17 protein-coding genes are annotated in these 18259 nt (G+C 43.8%); all 17 read left to right on the top strand.

Translation table 11 applies throughout. The annotated features are described in order from the left end of the window. The 17 genes from QM830_RS07415 to QM830_RS07335 all read left to right on the top strand — a co-directional run bounded on the left by QM830_RS07415 (position 1) and on the right by QM830_RS07335 (position 18241). Positions 1-729 (top strand): ABC transporter ATP-binding protein, encoded by a 729-nt coding sequence (locus QM830_RS07415; RefSeq protein ID WP_414326268.1) that lies wholly within the window; start codon positions 1-3, stop codon positions 727-729. Further along, on the top strand, positions 722-2242 hold the full coding sequence (locus tag QM830_RS07410; RefSeq protein WP_414326267.1) for an ABC transporter permease/substrate-binding protein: 1521 nt from the start codon (positions 722-724) through the stop codon (positions 2240-2242). Before QM830_RS07415 ends, QM830_RS07410 begins: the two co-directional genes overlap by 8 nt. 178 nt (positions 2243-2420) lie before the next feature. Beyond that, complete coding sequence (locus tag QM830_RS07405; protein ID WP_414326265.1) at positions 2421-3116, top strand: gamma-glutamyl-gamma-aminobutyrate hydrolase family protein; 696 nt, start codon at positions 2421-2423, stop codon at positions 3114-3116. Positions 3117-3250: 134 nt separating this feature from the next. Beyond that, entirely contained in the window at positions 3251-4636 is a 1386-nt protein-coding gene (locus tag QM830_RS07400) for a glycoside hydrolase family 1 protein (RefSeq protein ID WP_414326263.1), read from the top strand. Between the two features lie 231 nt (positions 4637-4867). Further along, positions 4868-6676, top strand: a complete 1809-nt coding sequence (gene glmS / locus QM830_RS07395; RefSeq protein ID WP_414326261.1) for a glutamine--fructose-6-phosphate transaminase (isomerizing) — start codon at positions 4868-4870, stop codon at positions 6674-6676. A gap of 427 nt (positions 6677-7103) precedes the next feature. Then, positions 7104-8105 (top strand): uroporphyrinogen decarboxylase family protein, encoded by a 1002-nt coding sequence (locus QM830_RS07390; RefSeq protein ID WP_414326260.1) that lies wholly within the window; start codon positions 7104-7106, stop codon positions 8103-8105. 18 nt (positions 8106-8123) lie between these two features. Next, complete coding sequence (locus QM830_RS07385; protein WP_254728303.1) at positions 8124-8324, top strand: hypothetical protein; 201 nt, start codon at positions 8124-8126, stop codon at positions 8322-8324. A gap of 99 nt (positions 8325-8423) precedes the next feature. Next, entirely contained in the window at positions 8424-9425 is a 1002-nt protein-coding gene (locus QM830_RS07380) for a uroporphyrinogen decarboxylase family protein (RefSeq protein WP_009732139.1), read from the top strand. Positions 9426-9452: 27 nt separating this feature from the next. Next, complete coding sequence (locus QM830_RS07375; RefSeq protein ID WP_009732140.1) at positions 9453-10331, top strand: transporter substrate-binding domain-containing protein; 879 nt, start codon at positions 9453-9455, stop codon at positions 10329-10331. 66 nt (positions 10332-10397) lie between these two features. Beyond that, positions 10398-11090, top strand: coding sequence for an amino acid ABC transporter permease (locus tag QM830_RS07370; protein ID WP_009732141.1), 693 nt, complete (start codon positions 10398-10400; stop codon positions 11088-11090). A 3-nt stretch (positions 11091-11093) separates the two neighbouring features. After that, positions 11094-11780 carry an amino acid ABC transporter permease gene (locus tag QM830_RS07365; protein ID WP_009732142.1) on the top strand — a complete coding sequence of 229 codons (687 nt, stop codon included), beginning with the start codon at positions 11094-11096 and terminating at the stop codon, positions 11778-11780. 19 nt (positions 11781-11799) lie between these two features. Then, complete coding sequence (locus QM830_RS07360) at positions 11800-12564, top strand: amino acid ABC transporter ATP-binding protein (RefSeq protein WP_009732143.1); 765 nt, start codon at positions 11800-11802, stop codon at positions 12562-12564. 875 nt (positions 12565-13439) lie between these two features. Beyond that, positions 13440-15560 carry an ATP-dependent Clp protease ATP-binding subunit gene (locus QM830_RS07355; protein WP_414326256.1) on the top strand — a complete coding sequence of 707 codons (2121 nt, stop codon included), beginning with the start codon at positions 13440-13442 and terminating at the stop codon, positions 15558-15560. Positions 15561-15795: 235 nt separating this feature from the next. Next, positions 15796-16041 carry a hypothetical protein gene (locus QM830_RS07350; protein ID WP_009732145.1) on the top strand — a complete coding sequence of 82 codons (246 nt, stop codon included), beginning with the start codon at positions 15796-15798 and terminating at the stop codon, positions 16039-16041. Positions 16042-16197: 156 nt separating this feature from the next. Further along, a complete protein-coding gene (gene yajC, locus QM830_RS07345; protein WP_414326254.1) occupies positions 16198-16524 on the top strand; it encodes a preprotein translocase subunit YajC in 327 nt (108 codons plus the stop codon). 154 nt (positions 16525-16678) lie between these two features. After that, positions 16679-17428, top strand: coding sequence for an isoprenyl transferase (locus QM830_RS07340; protein WP_414326252.1), 750 nt, complete (start codon positions 16679-16681; stop codon positions 17426-17428). Positions 17429-17437: 9 nt separating this feature from the next. Continuing rightward, positions 17438-18241, top strand: coding sequence for a phosphatidate cytidylyltransferase (locus QM830_RS07335; protein ID WP_414326250.1), 804 nt, complete (start codon positions 17438-17440; stop codon positions 18239-18241). Positions 18242-18259: the final 18 nt, after the last annotated feature.

Here is an 18259-nt window from a genome sequence, read left to right as displayed (position 1 = left end):
ATGATTGAATACAAACATGTAGCCTTGCGCTACACGGATAAGGACATTTTAAAAGATGTCAATCTCAGTATTGAAGATGGAGAATTTATGGTCTTGGTAGGCCCTTCAGGATCTGGAAAAACCACCATGCTCAAGATGATCAATCGTCTTTTGGAGCCGACAGATGGCAATATTTATATGGACGGAAAACGCATCAAGGACTATGATGAACGAGAGTTACGTCTTTCTACTGGTTATGTTTTGCAGGCCATTGCTCTCTTTCCAAATCTGACTGTCGCTGAGAATATTGCTTTAATTCCAGAGATGAAAGGGTGGACTAAAAGCCAAATAGCCTCTAAAACCGAAGAACTCTTGGACAAGGTAGGTCTGCCTGCTGCAGAGTATGCAAATCGCAAGCCAAGTGAGTTATCTGGTGGGGAGCAACAACGGATTGGGATTGTGCGGGCCATCATTGCAGAGCCAAAGATTCTATTGATGGACGAGCCCTTTTCAGCCTTGGATGCCATTTCCCGCAAACAGTTGCAGGCTCTCACCAAAGACTTGCACAAAGAATTTGGTATGACGACTATTTTCGTGACTCATGATACGGACGAGGCCTTGAAATTAGGCGATCGGATTGCGGTGCTACAAGAAGGAGAGATTGTGCAGGTGGCGGATTCTGAGACCATTCTAGCCCAACCAGCCAACGACTTTGTTGCGGATTTATTTGGAGGTGCTCACCATGTCTAAACTACTTGCAACCTTTCAAGAACGCTTTGGAGACTGGCTCACTGCACTGGGGCAACATGTGCAACTGTCATTACTGACCTTGCTCCTTGCGATTTTTCTGGCGGTCCCTCTGGCTATTTATTTAAGTACACGCAAGAGAGCCAGCAACTGGGTTTTACAGATAGCTGGGATCTTCCAGACTATTCCTTCCATGGCCCTTTTGGGGCTCTTCATTCCCATCATGGGAATCGGGACGCTTCCGGCCTTGACAGCTCTCGTCATCTATGCCATTTTCCCCATCCTTCAAAATACCATCACCGGTTTACAAGGGATTGATCCAAGCCTTGAAGAAGCGGGAACCGCCTTTGGGATGACCAAGTGGGAGCGCTTGAAGAAGTTTGAGATTCCCTTGGCCATGCCCGTCATCATGTCTGGAATTCGGACAGCAGCTGTGATGATTATCGGGACGGCTACCCTAGCTGCCTTGATTGGAGCAGGGGGACTCGGTTCCTTTATCCTTCTAGGAATTGACCGCAATAATGCCAGTCTGATTTTAATCGGTGCCCTGTCTTCTGCCTTCTTAGCCATCGCCTTTAACCTTCTTCTCAAATGGATGGAAAAGGCCAAATTGCGGACCATCTTTGCGGCTTTTGCGGTAATGGTTATCGGATTGGGAGCTAGCTATACACCAAGTCTTCTTCCCAAACCGGAAAAAGAAAACCTGATCATCGCTGGGAAGTTGGGTCCTGAACCGGAAATTCTAGCCAATATGTATAAGATTTTGATCGAAGAAAACACGGACATGACAGTGACCGTCAAACCGAATTTTGGCAAGACCACCTTCCTCTATGAAGCTCTGAAAAAAGGGGATATTGCTATCTATCCAGAGTTTACAGGGACCGTGACTGAAAGTCTCCTCAAGCCGGCGCCGCAAGTCGACCATGATCCAGAAGCAGTCTATCAAGCGGCTCGAGATGGGATCAAGAAACAAGACAACCTGGCCTTGCTCAAACCCATGGCTTATCAGAATACCTATGCTGTTGCAGTCCCTAAGAAAATTGCCCAAGAGTATGGTCTCAAGACCATTTCAGATTTGAAAAAGGTGGAAGGACAACTCAAGGCAGGCTTTACCTTGGAGTTTAATGACCGAGAGGATGGGAACAAGGGCTTGCAGAAGGTTTACGGACTCCATCTACAAGTCTCCACCATGGAGCCAGCCCTTCGTTACCAAGCCATCCAGTCCGGTGACATCCAGATCACAGATGCTTACTCAACGGATGCCGAGCTGGCTCGCTATGACCTGGTGGTCCTTGAAGATGATAAGCAACTCTTCCCACCTTATCAAGGGGCTCCCCTCATGAAAGCTGCATTACTCGAAAAACATCCGGAGTTGGAAGCTATTCTAAATAAACTAGCTGGAAAAATCACAGCAGAGCAAATGAGCCAGATGAACTACCAAGTCGGAGTAGAAGGTAAGTCAGCTAATCAAGTGGCGCGTGACTTTTTGGCAAAAGAAGGGGTTATCAAAAATTAACAAAAAATTCTCAAGTCTTCGCACTTGAGGATTTTTTGATAAAAAGCAATTTTAACTCCTTTCAGCAAGCTTTTGTTATAGAGGGAGTGACCTTCTCTTCAAAAACTCTCCATTGAGTCTGGCTTAAAAATGTGTTACAATAAGCCTTGAAAACGAATGAAAGTATATGGAAACAAGTATGAAAAAAAGACCAGTGATTGGAATTACAGGAAATGAGAGACCCTTCCCAGATGATCCAGACGCGAACATGAGTTATGCGGCGACTGGTTTTGTCGAAGCGGTCAAAGAGGCGGGAGGAATTCCCTTGATCTTGCCAATTGGAGATGCGGACATGGCCAAAGACTATATATCGATGATTGATAAGCTCATCATTACTGGTGGTCAAAATGTCTTGCCCAAGTTTTATGGAGAAGAAATCGCCATTGATAGCGATGACTACCTCTTAAAACGTGATCTTTTTGAGTTGGCCTTGATTGAGGAAGCGCGTGCGGCTAAAAAAGCTATCTTTACCGTCTGTCGTGGGACCCAACTCTACAATGTTGCATTGGGTGGAACTTTGCATCAAGATATTGAGGATCATTGGCAGGACAATCCAGGTCAGTACACCAGCCAAGAGCTGGTGACCAAGGATCAGACGATCTTGCAAGAAATCTATGGCAAGACCAGTCGCATCAATTCCTTTCACCATCAAAGTATCAAAGACTTGGCAGATGGCTTAGAAGTAATCGCGCAGGATCCCAAAGACGACGTCATAGAGGCGGTTCAATCCACAGATGAGAGTCGTTTTCTCGGCGTTCAATGGCATCCGGAACTGCGTTTTGACAAGAGTCCAGCAGACCATAAACTCTTTGAATATGTTGTGAATGACTTATAATGAGGACCAGCTCCCTTAGGAATTTTTCTAAGGGAGCTTTTTCTTTAATCTGCGTAAGAAAGACTGTAAATTGTGCCTAGGTTTTGGGGGAGGATTCGCTACAATAGAGCTAGTAGAATGAGGAGGATTAGGACATGTTTCAATTTCCAAAGGATTTTTTATGGGGGAGTTCGACCTCGGGTCCACAGACAGAAGGGCGTCTAGATCAGGATGGAAAAGGTGACAATCTCTGGGATTACTGGTATAGGATCGAACCCAATCGCTTTTATCAAGGGCAGGGACCGGAGAAAACATCGACTTTTTATGAACACTGGGAAGACGATCTGGATCTCTTGTTAGAAACGGGCCACACCGCCTTTCGGACGTCTATTCAGTGGTCCCGCATTTTCCCGGAAGGTCGAGGGGAGATCAATCAAGCGGGTGTCGATTTCTACCGTCGTGTCTTTGAAAAGATTAAGGAAAAAGGGATTCACCTCTTGGTCAACCTCTATCATTTTGATTTGCCGATGGCTCTCCAAGAGCAGGGCGATGGTTGGGAAAACAAGGAAACCGCCTATGCTTATCAAGAATATGCGCGTTTTTGTTTCAAGACCTATGGAGATCTGGTCGACCAGTGGATCACCTTTAATGAACCCATTGTCCCTGTGGAGTTTGGTTATTTTTATGATGCCCATTTTCCTCATAAGGTAGATGCAGCTGCAGCTGTAAAAGTAGCCTACCACACCCAGTTAGCAAGCTCTCTAGCGGTCAAGGCCTGTCACGAGGTGGATCCTAACTATCGTATTGGGATTGTGCTCAATCTAACACCAGCCTACCCTCGGAGCCAGCATCCAGAAGATGTTAAAGCCGCCCGTATCGCCGAGCTCTTTCAAGCTAAATCTTTTTTAGATCCTTCTGTTCTTGGCTATTATCCTCAAGAATTAGTGGAGATCTTGAGGGAGCGTGATCTCTTGCCAGATTATGATCCATTTGAGTTGCGCTTGATGGAGGAAAATACCGTCGACTATCTAGGTGTTAACTATTACCAACCACTCCGTGTGGCAGCTCCTCGTTATGCTCCAAATCCAGCTTCTCCCCTACTCTTTGAGCAATTTTATGAACCCTATGTCATGCCAGGCCGCAAGATTAATCCCCACCGTGGTTGGGAAATCTATGAGCAAGGTCTGTATGACATTGCTCAAAATATTAAGGAAAATTATGGCAATATCGAGTGGATTTTGACAGAAAATGGGATGGGAGTCGAAGGTGAGGAAAAATTCCGTGAAGATGGGGTGATCCAAGATGACTACCGGATTGACTTTGTCAAAGACCATCTCCGTGAGCTCCACCGGGCTATTCAAGATGGCGCCAACTGTAAAGGCTATTTGATCTGGACCTTTATTGACTGCTGGTCTTGGCTCAATGGTTACAAGAATCGCTATGGTTTAGTTGAGTTGGATCTCGAAAGTCAAGAACGCACCCTCAAAAAATCCGGTCATTGGTTCCGTGAGTTGAGCCAGCAGAATGGATTTGAAGAGTAGAAAAAGCAACCTATCAACCAAGATGTTGATAGGTTTTTCTTAACTCTCCCTTAACTAGACCAATTTTCTTATATTTCCTAGTTGACAAACTGGAAGAAGCATTGTATACTGACTCCGCTGGTTACTTTTTTGGTAAATTAGACTAGACCAATTTACAGTAACTGAGAAATTGACCATAGGTCGTTTGACTAAGTAAAGGGGAAAGTATAGCAAGGCTATATCGTAAAGACTATGTGTGGAATCGTTGGTGTTGTAGGAAATACAAATGCTACGGATATTTTGATTCAAGGACTTGAAAAACTCGAATACCGAGGCTATGACTCTGCGGGTGTTTTTCTGGCTAGTGAAGGCAAGAGCCAATTGGTGAAGGCCGTCGGTCGTATTGCAGAATTATCAGCTAAGGCAGAAGGTGTCGAAGGGGATGCCGGAATTGGACATACCCGTTGGGCCACTCATGGAAAACCAACTGAGGACAATGCCCACCCACACCATTCGGAGACAGGTCGCTTTGTTTTGGTCCACAATGGAGTGATTGAAAACTATCTTGAAATCAAGGAAGAATACCTAGCCGGTCACCATTTCAAGGGGCAAACCGATACAGAAATCGCAGCCCACTTGATCGGAAAATTCGCTGAAGAAGAGGGCTTGTCTACGCTTGAAGCCTTCAAAAAAGCTCTCCACATCATCCGTGGGGCCTATGCTTTTGCTTTGATGGACGCGGAAGATCCAAGCACCATCTATGTGGCAAAAAATAAATCACCACTCTTGATCGGTCTTGGAGATGGTTACAATATGGTCTGCTCTGATGCCATGGCCATGATTCGTGAGACCAACCAATATATGGAAATCCATGACAAAGAGTTGGTCATCGTCAAAGCAGACAGCGTTGAAGTCCAAGACTACGACGGAAATCGTCGTGAGCGCGCTAGCTACACGGCTGAACTCGATCTTTCTGATATCGGCAAGGGAACTTATCCTTACTACATGCTCAAGGAAATTGACGAGCAACCAACCGTGATGCGTAAACTCATCCAAGCCTATACAGATGAGGCAGGTCAAGTAGTGGTAGAGCCAGCTATCATCAAAGCGGTTCAAGAAGCAGACCGCATCTATATCCTTGCGGCTGGTACCTCTTACCACGCAGGATTTGCTTCTAAGAAGATGTTGGAAGAATTGACAGATACCCCAGTAGAACTCGGTATCTCCTCTGAGTGGGGCTACGGCATGCCACTTCTCAGCAAGAAACCACTCTTCATCTTTATCAGTCAATCTGGTGAAACAGCTGATAGTCGCCAGGTATTGGTCAAAGCCAATGAAATGGGCATTCCAAGCTTGACAGTGACTAATGTGCCAGGTTCAACTCTTTCACGTGAAGCAGACATGACTATGTTGCTCTATGCAGGTCCTGAAATTGCGGTCGCTTCTACTAAGGCTTATACGGCTCAAATCGCAGCCCTTGCTTTTCTTGCCAAAGCTGTTGGGGAAGCCAATGGCAATGAAAAGGCCAAAGCCTTTGATTTGGTGCACGAATTGTCTATCGTTGCCCAATCGATCGAATCAACCCTTTCAGAAAAAGAAGTGATCGACGAAAAAGTTCGTGGCTTATTGGAAACAACCCGCAATGCTTTCTATATTGGACGTGGCCAAGATTACTATGTTGCCATGGAAGCCAGTCTGAAACTAAAAGAAATTTCTTACATCCAATGTGAAGGCTTCGCAGCGGGTGAGTTGAAACACGGGACCATTGCTTTGATTGAAGATGGTACACCAGTCATTGCCCTCTTGTCGGATCCAGTCCTAGCTAGCCACACTCGTGGGAACATCCAAGAAGTCGCAGCACGTGGGGCTCATGTCTTAACCATTGCAGAAGAAAATGTTGCGAAAGAGACAGATGATTTAGTCTTGACAGCGGTTCACCCTTACCTCTCTCCAATCTCAATGGTGGTGCCAACCCAATTGATTGCTTACTTTGCAACCCTTCATCGTGGGCTCGATGTTGATAAACCACGGAACCTTGCTAAGTCTGTAACGGTTGAATAAATTTGTCTATAGAAAAAAATATCCTCGTTAGGTTTCTCCTAACGAGGATGTTTGCTTTTAAGAGGCAAAGACGAATCCACAGCCCATGATTGGTTAGAGGATGGGGAAAAAGTGATTATTGGCCTCAAAATAAGCCAATCTTCCCCTAAAAGGAAGGGGTATAGTTGATTTTTATAACAGGGTCAAGAAAAGATCAAAGGGATCCATTTCTTCTAAAATGAAAGAATAGATAAGAATGCACGCAAGTCTTTGTTTTCAAGGACTTGCGTGTTTTTTGATACCTGCCTCCATAAAGAAATGTTAAGGCTTTGATAGGGAAAATATATTAGTCAGCTAGTTTTCGAGGTGATATCATGGTTACAAATTTCAGAAAGGAAGCGGTCAGTCAGTCTTCCTTTTGGAGAAGATATTGAGGAGGTTTCACGGTATGAGTAAAAAAGAATTGGTTCTTCGTGCCATTCGAGGTGAAAAAGTTGAGCGAATCCCTGTAGGATTTTGGCTCCATTATGTGACCCAAGAAGAAAAAGAATTGGGGCTAGACAATCCAGCTGTACTTGAAAAGAGTATCAAAGGACACCAACACTATGTTGAAGAAAGTTCCCCTGATTTTGTCAAGATCATGAGCGATGGCTTCTTCCGCTATCCGAGTGCTCTTTATTCGAGAGAGATCACATCGATCCGAGAACTGAAGGATATTCAACCCATTGGAGAGCATCATCCTTGGATTGAAAAACAAATTGAAGTGGTCAAGGGGATTCGTTCCCATTTCCATGAAGAGATTGCTTCTTTCTACAATATCTTCTCGCCCATTTCTTATTTGAAACGCTGGTTCCGTACGGATCAATCCCGTGGAGACCAAGTGATTGCAGACTTTATCAAGGAAGATCCAGAAACTTTGGCTCATGTCCTTGAGGTCATTGCAGGAGACATTTCTACTTTAAGTCGCCGGTTGATCCAAGAAGCGGGTGTTGAAGGGATTTACTTCTCAACCCAGCAGGTCCAAGATGAGCGTGTGACAGAGGAAGAATACCGCAAGTTCATTGAGCCAAGCAACATTGCTGTCCTAGAAGCTGCCAATGAAGCGGGGGGCATCAATATCCTTCATATTTGTGGTTTTGAAGGAGCCAGCAATGAAGTGGAACTCTTCAAGGATTATCCAGCTCAAGTCATTAACTGGGCGACCCATCATGAAGGTCTGAGCCTAGCAGCAGGGCGCAAACTCTTTGGTGATCGTGCTGTCTTGGGTGGCTTTGTCAATGGTAAGAAAGGATTACTCTACCAAGGGGAACGAGCAGCGATTGAGCAAGAAACTCGCCGCTTGGTGGCAGAAGCTGGAAGTCGCGGTTTGATCCTTGGGGCAGACTGTACCGTACCAGACGATTTCCAATTGGAACGCTTAGACTGGGTGCGTCAAGCAGCCGTCTTGTAAAAAAGAAAGGAGAGGGAGATGAAAAAGATCAATGTATGGTGTATCGTAGTAACCGTTTTGTTTTTGCTTCTAGGGCTAAGTAAAGTCGCTTTAGCAAGCAGTCATGGGATTGCACGGAAAGATCCGGACATCGAAAAATTGGAGAAAATTCCAGCCCATAGTCTCTCCCTCATGCGCCCATCTGATCTAGCTGGACTTCTACTTCTAGACGGACAGTGATAAAAAAAGATGAAGAACTTGATAAAAAATATATATTAGTCAAAGAATGATTGAAGTGTTAAGATAACAAACAAGAAAAGAATAGAACGAGGTAAGAACATGTCAGCAAAAAGAGAATTAGTCTTAAAAGCATTCAAAGGAGAAAAAGTTGACCGTGTGCCAGTTGGATTTTGGCACCATTTTACAACAGAAGAAGAATGGTTGAAAGGATTTTCCAATCCGGAAATTATTGAAAAAAACCTGAAGGGTCATCAAAACTTCCTTCACAAGGTTCAACCAGACTTTGTTAAACTTATGAGCGATGGTTACTTTGCTTATCCAAACCCATCCATTCACAAAGGCCTTGAAAACATCTCTGACTTAGCAGGGATTGAACCGCTCGGAGCCGATCATCCATGGATCACAGAGCAGGTAGAGCTTGTGAAAAAAATCCGTGCCGGTTTTGAAGAGGACATTGTAGCCATCTACAACATCTTTGCTCCGGTGACCTACTTCAAATGGTTGGTCGGAGAAGTGTCAGGTGGAGATGACTTGATCGCAAACTTTATCGATCAAGATGCAGCAACTCTTAAAAAAGTTTTGGATACCATTGGGCAAGATATTGCAAGTTTGAGCCAACGAATTATTAAGGAAGCTGGAGCAGACGGGATCTACCTCAGTGTTCAAAGCATCCAAGATGCGCGTGTCAGTCAGGAAGTTTACAAACAAGTCATCGCACCGAGTGAACTCCATGTCTTAGAGACAGCTAAGGAAGCCGGTGGGGTAAATATCCTTCATATCTGTGGCTACGAAGGAGCTCGCAATGATATCCATCTCTTCACAGACTACCCAGCTCAAGTCATTAACTGGGCAGTCGGACCAGAAGGGATTAGCCTGGCAGAAGGACGTGAAATATTCGGCGGGCGCACGGTTCTGGGTGGTTTTGAAAATGGTAAAAATGGTCTTCTCTACACAGGAGACAAGGCAGCTATCCAAGCAGAAACCAAACGCATCATCGCAGAAACAGGAACCACAGGCTTGGTCATCGGTGCGGATTGTACCATCCCAAGTGACATTGATGAAGAACGAATCGAATGGGTTCGTGAAGCTGCAGCAGAATAAGGAAAAGAGAAAGAGAGAAAAGAGAGTATGAGTAAAAAAACATGGATTATCGGTGGGGTAGCCGTTCTTGCCCTTGCAGGTGCAACGATTATTGGTCGAAGCTTGAACCACGCAAACGACAGCAAAGGATCAACAGGATCTAATAAAGTAACAACCTTGAAAGTAGCCCACACGCAAAACTATGTGCCGTATGATTTCGTTGATGAAAAAGGAGAATCAGACGGCTATGAAGTAGCTGTGCTCAAAGCCATTGACGAAAAATTACCAGACTACAAGTTTGAGTACACTGGAACAAGTGATGACGACCTTTTGATCGGTCTAGAATCTGGTAAGTATGATATCGGAACTAAAGGAGCTTGGTATACCGAAGAACGCGCCAAGAAATTTATCATTCCAAAAGAACCAATCGGAGCAAGTATCATCGGATTTACCGTACGAAAAGAAGATGCGGATAAATACAAGAACATCGATGACTTTGCGAAAGAAAAAGGAAAATTGGTTCCAATTTCACCACAAAATGCGCAATGGAATGTTATTAAAGAATACAATGAAAAGCATAAGGACCAACCAATCGAATTAACAGCTGCCGAATCGTTCAAAGTCGCAGATGCTTATGCTTGGGTACTTGAAGGTCGTTACGATGCCTTCTTTGACATCAAACTTTCCTTTGAAAAAGCTGTCACAGATAAAGATGGTTCTTACCACCAATATGCAGACAAACTCAGCTGGTTTGCCTACAAAGGAATTCCAACTTATCCATTGATCCATAAGGATAAGAAAAACGAAAAATTTGCGGAAGCCTACAGCAAGGCTATCAAAGAATTGGAAAAAGATGGAACGCTTGCCAAACTATCCGAAAAATATTTCGGTGAAGATGTCTTCAGTTATGTAGATAAAGAGAAATAAGATGGAACTGGGTGCGTATTGCCCCAGCTTCCTTATTTCTATCCGGATACAGAAAGGAAAAGAAACATGGTCTCATACGACATTTCCAAGGTCTGGTCATTTCTTCCAACCTTGGTCCAAGCTCTACCAGCGACCCTAGCTTTGATGGTGTTAACGACGCTTCTCGGTTCTGCATTTGGCTTGGTTTTGACCTGGGCACAAGTATCAGAAGATAAGGTAGGAGCAGGTCTGGCAAAAGGCTATGTCTTTACTTTGCGTTGTACCCCTCCGATTGTCTTGCTCTTCTTGGTCTTTTATGGACTGCCACAATTTTTGAACTGGTGGTTGGGCATTGACATTGACCACTGGTCCAAGTTTGTCTTTGTCCTGGTTGCCATGTTTCTTCTCTTTGCCGCGATGATTTCTGAGGTCTTTAAGGCAGCCTATTTGGCCATTCCCAAAGGTCAGATGGAGGCTGGCTTGAGTATCGGCTTGACGCCAGCTCAAACCATTTGGCGGATTGTCCTTCCCCAAGCCTTTCGCGTGGCTCTTCCAAATATGACGACGGCTATCTTGAACCTCATGCGCGACGCCGCTTTGGCTTATACTATTGGCTTTATCGATATCATGGGAGCAGGAAATAACTTGATCAGCCGCAATCTCGGAAATTATTCCCTTGAGACTTATACAGCCGTAGCAGTGATTTACTGGGGCATTGCCCTTGTGATCTCCTTCTCCGCTCAATTCCTTGAAAAACGACTCAGCGTAACAGAAAGGTAGCTTATGGATTTCAATTTTATTAGTAAAACATTTCTAGCCACCTTGGGTGGTGTTCCAGTAACCCTTCTGATCATGGTCGTATCCATCCTCTTGAGTTTTTTTCCAGCCCTCTTTTTGGCGCTCGGTCAGATCTATAAGGTCAAAGGGGTTCGCAGTTTCTCAGTGGTTTACTTGGCCTTTATCCGGGCGACGCCTCCGATTCTCTTGATTCTCTTCTTTTATAGTCTCTTTCCTAGTCTCTTAAATAGCTTTTTTAAGAGCATGGGCAGTCACTTTAATGTCTTTGAGATCAATCCCATTTACTATGCCTTTATCATCTTTAGCTTGATGACAACAGGAAGTCTAGCTGAAATTCTCCGGTCAGCTATTCTGACGGTGGATAAGGGTCAACTAGAAGCAGCGCAAGCCATCGGTTTGACCAATCGCCAAGCCTATATCCGCATTGTTTTTCCCCAAGCCCTACGTGCAGCCCTGCCCAATCTATGTAACCTGGTCATCAACTTGGTCAAAGGAACTTCCCTTGTCTTTGTCATGACCATCAAGGATATCACTGCCATTGCCAAGGTCGAAGCCTCTTATGGCTATCAATATTTTGAATCCTATCTCGTGATTTTTATTCTTTATATTGTCATTTGTGGGGTGATTCAGTGGGGATTCAATCGCTTAGAAAAACGCCTGACACTCGCATAGAAGAAGGAGAATTGAAAAGATGTTAGAAGTAGAACACGTATCGAAAAAATTTAAGGACCACCAAGTCCTGGTAGATGTTAATCTCAAGGTCAACCAAGGGGATGTCGTCGTTATTTTGGGTCCATCTGGATCAGGAAAAACAACCTTCCTTCGCTGCCTTAATCACTTGGAAAAGGCGGATACAGGCCGTTTGACTTTGGGTGGAAAAGAGTATGACCTCTCAAAGCTCAGTAAAAAAGAAATTCTAGAAATCCGCCAAAAGACAGCCTTTGTCTTCCAGCATTACAATCTCTTTGCCAATAAAACAGCCCTTGAAAATATCTTGGAAGGCCTGATTGTAGCCCGCAAGATTCCAAAAGAAGAAGCTCTTCAACGGGCAGAGTCCGCCCTTGAAAAAGTCGGTCTCCTCGCTTATAAGGATTACTATCCTTCTCAATTGTCAGGGGGTCAGCAGCAGCGGATCGGAATCGCACGTGCTATCGCAGTAAAACCCGACGTGATCTTGCTGGATGAGCCGACCTCAGCGCTGGACCCAGAGTTGGTCGGGGATGTACTAGCTGTTATGAAGCAACTAGCCCAAGAAGGAGTGACCATGGTTGTGGTAACCCATGAGATGAGCTTTGCGCGTGATGTAGCCAACCACGTCATCTTTATGGATGGTGGACACATCATCGAAGAAAACGAACCCCATGAATTCTTCAACAGTCCAAAAGAAGAACGAACCAAACAATTCCTTTCACGGATTCTATCCGACGCCACCTACAGCGTCGAATACATGATTTGATAAGAGGCACACCCTGGTAAGGGTGTAGCAGATTAAAGACAAAGTCATCTTAGAAACTTTCCTTAGGTGAGTACGGACGTCAGCGAACTTCGAAGAAGTTCCATGACTAAATTAAGATACAAAGGGCGTCTGCGGATAAAGTCAAAATAGGGAGCAGGACAGAAGCACTTTTGTATGGAATTACTTCGTTGTCCTGCCCCCACAAGGCTGATTAGGATTCTTCCGAGCTAAAAGGTGAGAGAAGAATTCAATCAGCTACTGTGTCTTGGATTTAGTACTAATGTATTTTATGCTTTTGACACAATCCGCAGCCCGTGTTCAATTCGTTTTGAGCCCCTTCGCTTTTCAATTTTAGGCTCAGGCTAAAACAGTTCCCCGAACTGTTTTACTCTCAAAACTCCCGAGTGCTAGAAACAACAGTGTTTCTAGCACTTTTCTCACGGCGGAAAGTTTCAGTGTATGCTTGAATGAGCCTAACGAACTCAGTGTTTATCATTTTTTTAGCATCACTGAGGTTGCTGGATATAATACAGTTTGTCTACATTCTAACCTCCAGTTTTTTTAGCTTGGAATTTTTTTAAAAAATTATGTAAAAAACTGTTGACAAAAAAATCATCTTGCTTTATAATAATTTATGTAAACAAAAAGAGGTTGGAAAATCTCAAGAGTTTACAGGATCAATAGTGGAAAGGAGATGGTGAGATGCTATTTCCAAAATATAGAAAACTAATTGATAAAAGAAGGAATATAAGATCTTAGCCCTCGAGGCTATTCATTTAAAAGAAAAATAAAATTATGTAAACAAACGTTAAGTAGCCAATTCGGCTACTCATTTTCAAGAATGAATTAAAATTATGTAAAACGAGGTAATAACTATGAACAACAACTTTAACAATATGGATGATCTTTTCAATCAACTAATGGGAAATATGGGTGGTTTTCGTTCTGAAAGCCGTCGCTACATGATCAATGGTCGTGAAGTAACACCTGAAGAATTCGCTATTTACCGTCAAACGGGTCAACTTCCAACCGAAGGAAGTGAGCCAGTGCAACACCAACAAGGCAAAGGCATGAAACAAGATGGAATTCTTGCGAAGCTGGGTCGTAACTTGACTGAAGAAGCTCGTGAAGGAAAATTGGATCCGGTCATCGGACGCAATAAAGAAATTCAAGAAACAGCTGAAATCTTGTCTCGTCGTACCAAGAACAATCCGGTCCTTGTAGGGGATGCAGGTGTTGGTAAGACAGCTGTTGTAGAAGGCTTGGCCCAAGCTATCGTGAATGGTGATGTTCCAGCAGCCATCAAGAACAAAGAAATCATCTCCATCGATATTTCTGGTCTAGAAGCTGGTACGCAATACCGTGGTAGCTTTGAAGAAAATATCCAAAATATGATCCAAGAAGTCAAAGCGATGGGCAATGTCATCCTTTTCTTTGACGAAATTCACCAAATCCTTGGTGCGGGTAGCACAGGGGATGGTCAAGGATCTAAAGGTCTTGCGGATATCTTGAAACCAGCTCTTTCTCGTGGTGAATTGACCGTGATTGGGGCAACCACTCAAGATGAATACCGCAATACCATCTTGAAAAACGCAGCTCTTGCACGTCGTTTCAACGAAGTCAAGGTCAATGCTCCATCTGCTGAAGATACTTTCAAGATTCTTCAAGGGATCCGTGATCTTTACGAAAAACACCACAATGTTGTCTTGCCAGATGAAGTCTTGAAAGCAGCCGTTGATTACTCTGTTCAATACATTCCACAACGTAGCTTGCCTGATAAGGCCATTGACTTGGTCGATGTGACAGCTGCTCACTTGGCAGCTCAACACCCTGTAACAGATGTCCATGCGGTTGAGCACGAAATTCAAGCGGAAAAAACTAAACAAGAAGAAGCTGCGGCTAAAGAAGATTACGAAGCAGCTCTAAATGCAAAAGTCCGTATCGAAGAGCTTGAAAAGAAAATTGCTAACCATACAGAGGATCACAAGGTAACTGCAACTGTCAATGACGTAGCTGAGTCTGTCGAACGGATGACTGGTATTCCAGTATCTCAAATGGGGGCTACGGACATCGAACGCTTGAAAGATATGGGTCACCGTTTGCAGACGAAAGTTATCGGTCAAGACAAAGCCGTTGAAGCTGTTTCAAAAGCGATCCGTCGGAACCGTGCAGGCTTTGACGAAGGAAACCGTCCAATCGGTAGCTTCCTCTTTGTAGGTCCTACTGGTGTTGGTAAGACTGAGTTGGCAAAACAATTAGCCCTTGATATGTTCGGAACTAAAGATGCTATCATCCGTTTGGACATGTCAGAATACAGCGACCGCACAGCCGTATCTAAATTGATCGGTACCACTGCCGGTTATGTTGGTTATGATGACAACAACAATACCTTGACAGAACGCGTCCGTCGTAATCCATACTCAATCGTACTTTTGGACGAGATTGAAAAGGCAGATCCTCAAGTGATTACCCTTCTCCTTCAAGTATTGGATGATGGTCGTTTGACAGACGGTCAAGGAAACACTGTTAACTTCAAGAATACCGTAATTATTGCTACTTCAAATGCTGGCTTTGGTTACGAAGCCAACTTGACAGAAGATGCGGACAAACCAGAACTCATGGATCGTTTGAAACCATTCTTCCGTCCGGAATTCTTGAACCGCTTTAATGCAGTGATCGAGTTCTCACACTTGAGCAAGGAAGACCTTTCTAAGATTGTTGACTTGATGTTAGAAGAAGTGAACAAAACTCTTGCTAAGAAAGATATCGACTTGACAGTGAGCGATGCTGCCAAAGAATACATGACTGAAGAAGGATATGATGAAGTTATGGGTGTTCGTCCACTCCGTCGTGTGGTTGAACAACAAATCCGAGATAAAGTGACAGATTTCCACTTGGATAATCTTGATGCTAAACACTTGCTAGCAGATATGGAAGATGGAGAATTGGTCATCAGAGAAAAAGACACAAAGAAAGAAGAAAACATTGATAAATAAGGTAGATAAGAAGTGATCACTTTGTGAAAAATGGAGGCTGCTATAATATAGCAGTCTTTATTTTTTCTTCCCACCCAGGGGAAATTATTCGCCGGATAAGGCCAAAATCCCCCTATTTGGGCTAAAAAAACATCAATAATTAGTGAAATTAATCCAATTTGAGCAAAATTATTAATAAATAAAGAAAATAAGTATATAATTTATACAAGAAAAAAATATGAGGAATGGAAGTACGATGAACAATACAATTGATATCTACTCGACTCCCGAATACAGAAAGGTTGAAGCCGTTGTTCAGCTGATGGTCGATGGTCGCTTGACAAGCTACCGTGTTGCAACTGAAACCAACATTAGCAAAATGAGCTTGGCAACTTTGACCAAGGGAACGAGTAAAATAAAAAATATTACCTATCAAACGGCCTTGGCCTTGATTGATTGGTATGATGAGAATCATGAAAAGTATGGCATTACGATTGACTAGTTAGTAGCCCACTTTTCGTGGTTTTTTTCTTTTTTCTGGGAAGGCGCTAGCCCCTTAGGAAGGAAGTCCGATTTTGCTTGAAAAGGATGGAGAAACTTGAAAAGACGGGCGAAATTTGATATAGTATAGCATATATGAAATTTAAAGGAGAAACATATGCCAAATGCAAGTTTTTTAATTGTATTAGCTGCTATGGTCGGTTTGATGTTCTTCACCAGCCGTAACCAAAAGAAACAGTACCAAAAACGGATGGAAAGTTTGAATAAACTTCAAAAAGGAAATGAAGTCATTACATATGGTGGCTTGTACGGAACCATCGATGAAGTCGATAAAGAACGCAAGATTGTTGTCTTGGATGTTGATGGTGTCTACCTGACCTTTGAATTGGGAGCGATCAAAACAGTTCTTCCTGTATCAGAAGGGATCACAGCAGCTGCAACAGAAGGTGTTAGCTCAGAAGTCGATTCAGCCATCGAAGAATAATCATCAGGAAAGAGGCGAAGGCCTCTTTTTTAGTGGGAAAAAGGGACAGTAGGGTCAAGGAAAGCTCTGCTAGTTCAAAAAAGAGGCCAGCGTCCCTATTTTATGGGGATTTATGGTATAATGAAGCGATAAATATTGAAATAGGTAGAAAAACATGTTTCGTTTTAAGAAAAAAGAAAACATCGAGACTCCTTTAGAAGTCCCAAAACATATTGGCATCATTATGGATGGCAATGGTCGCTGGGCTAAGAAGAGGATGCAACCGCGTGTCTTTGGCCATAAGGCAGGGATGGAAGCTCTCCAAGAAGTGACGATTGCGGCAAAAAATATGGGTGTTCAGGTCTTGACGGTCTATGCCTTTTCGACGGAAAACTGGACACGCCCTGAAGATGAAGTCAAGTTTATCATGCACTTGCCAGTTGAGTTTTATGACCGCTTCGTCCCCGAGTTGCATCGCAATAATGTCAAGATTCAAATGATCGGTGATACCAAGAAATTACCCAAAGAAACGCTAGAGGCTTTGGAACGAGCAGAAGAGATGACCCAGCTCAATACGGGCCTGATCCTGAATTTCGCACTCAACTACGGGGGACGTGCAGAAATTACCCAGGCTGTGAAGCAGATTGCGCAAGAAGTCTTGGATGCTGACTTGAGCCCTGAAGATATCACTGAAGAGATGATTGCAGGTCATCTCTATACCGAAAGTTTGCCACGCGATCTAAGGGATCCGGATTTGATTATCCGTACCAGCGGAGAAATTCGTTTGAGTAACTTCCTTCCTTGGCAGGCCGCCTACAGTGAGTTGTATTTCACAGATGTCATGTGGCCAGATTTTGGAGAAGAGGCACTAAGAAGTGCCGTAGTAGAATATAGCCATCGCCACCGGAGATTTGGCGGTGTTTAGGAGAAGATGATGACGAAAGATTTACAAAAACGTGTAATTTTTGGAGGAATTGCCCTGCTCTTTTTCATTCCAACAGTAATGGTTGGAGGGATGTTCTTCCAGATTGTGATTGGTTTGATCGCCATGTTAGGGGTACATGAACTGCTCAAGATGAAGGGGCTTGAAACAGCGACCTTTGAAGGAGCGCTAGCCATGTTGGCGGCCTTTGTCTTAACCTTGCCGATTGAGGACTATCTGCCTTACCTTCCAGCAGATGGCAACATGATTGCCTATGGTTTGGTTGTCTTGATCCTCATGGGAACAACGGTTCTTGCTCAGAATTACAATTATGAAGATGTGGTTTACCCCATTGCTTCTAGCTTCTATGTGGGACTCGGTTTCCACTCCCTAGTAGATGCACGAATCGCTGGTATTGACAAGGTTTTATTAGCTCTCTTTATTGTCTGGGCTACGGATTCCGGTGCTTATCTGGTAGGAAGTCAGTTTGGAAAACGCAAGCTCATGCCTACGGTCTCTCCCAATAAAACGATTGAAGGCAGCCTTGGAGGCATCTTATCTGCAGTTGCAGTAACCGTGATCTATATGATCGTGGATCGCTCTGTGGCCAGTGGACATGGGTTGATCGCCATGATCTTCTTTACCATCCTTTTTAGTATTGCAGGTCAGTTTGGAGACCTGGTAGAGAGTGCGATCAAACGCCACTTTGGTGTCAAGGATTCAGGGAAATTTATCCCAGGACATGGTGGTGTCTTAGACCGCTTTGATAGTTTGATTTTTGTTTTCCCCTTGATGCATTTCTTGGGCTTGTTCTAAGACAGAAGAGATAGAAAG

This window comes from Streptococcus sp. OMI750 (assembly GCF_047463895.1).
Classification (GTDB): Bacteria; Bacillota; Bacilli; order Lactobacillales; family Streptococcaceae; genus Streptococcus.
The sequence above is the reverse complement of the archived record's forward strand: the minus strand, read 5'-3'. Positions and strand labels throughout refer to the sequence as shown.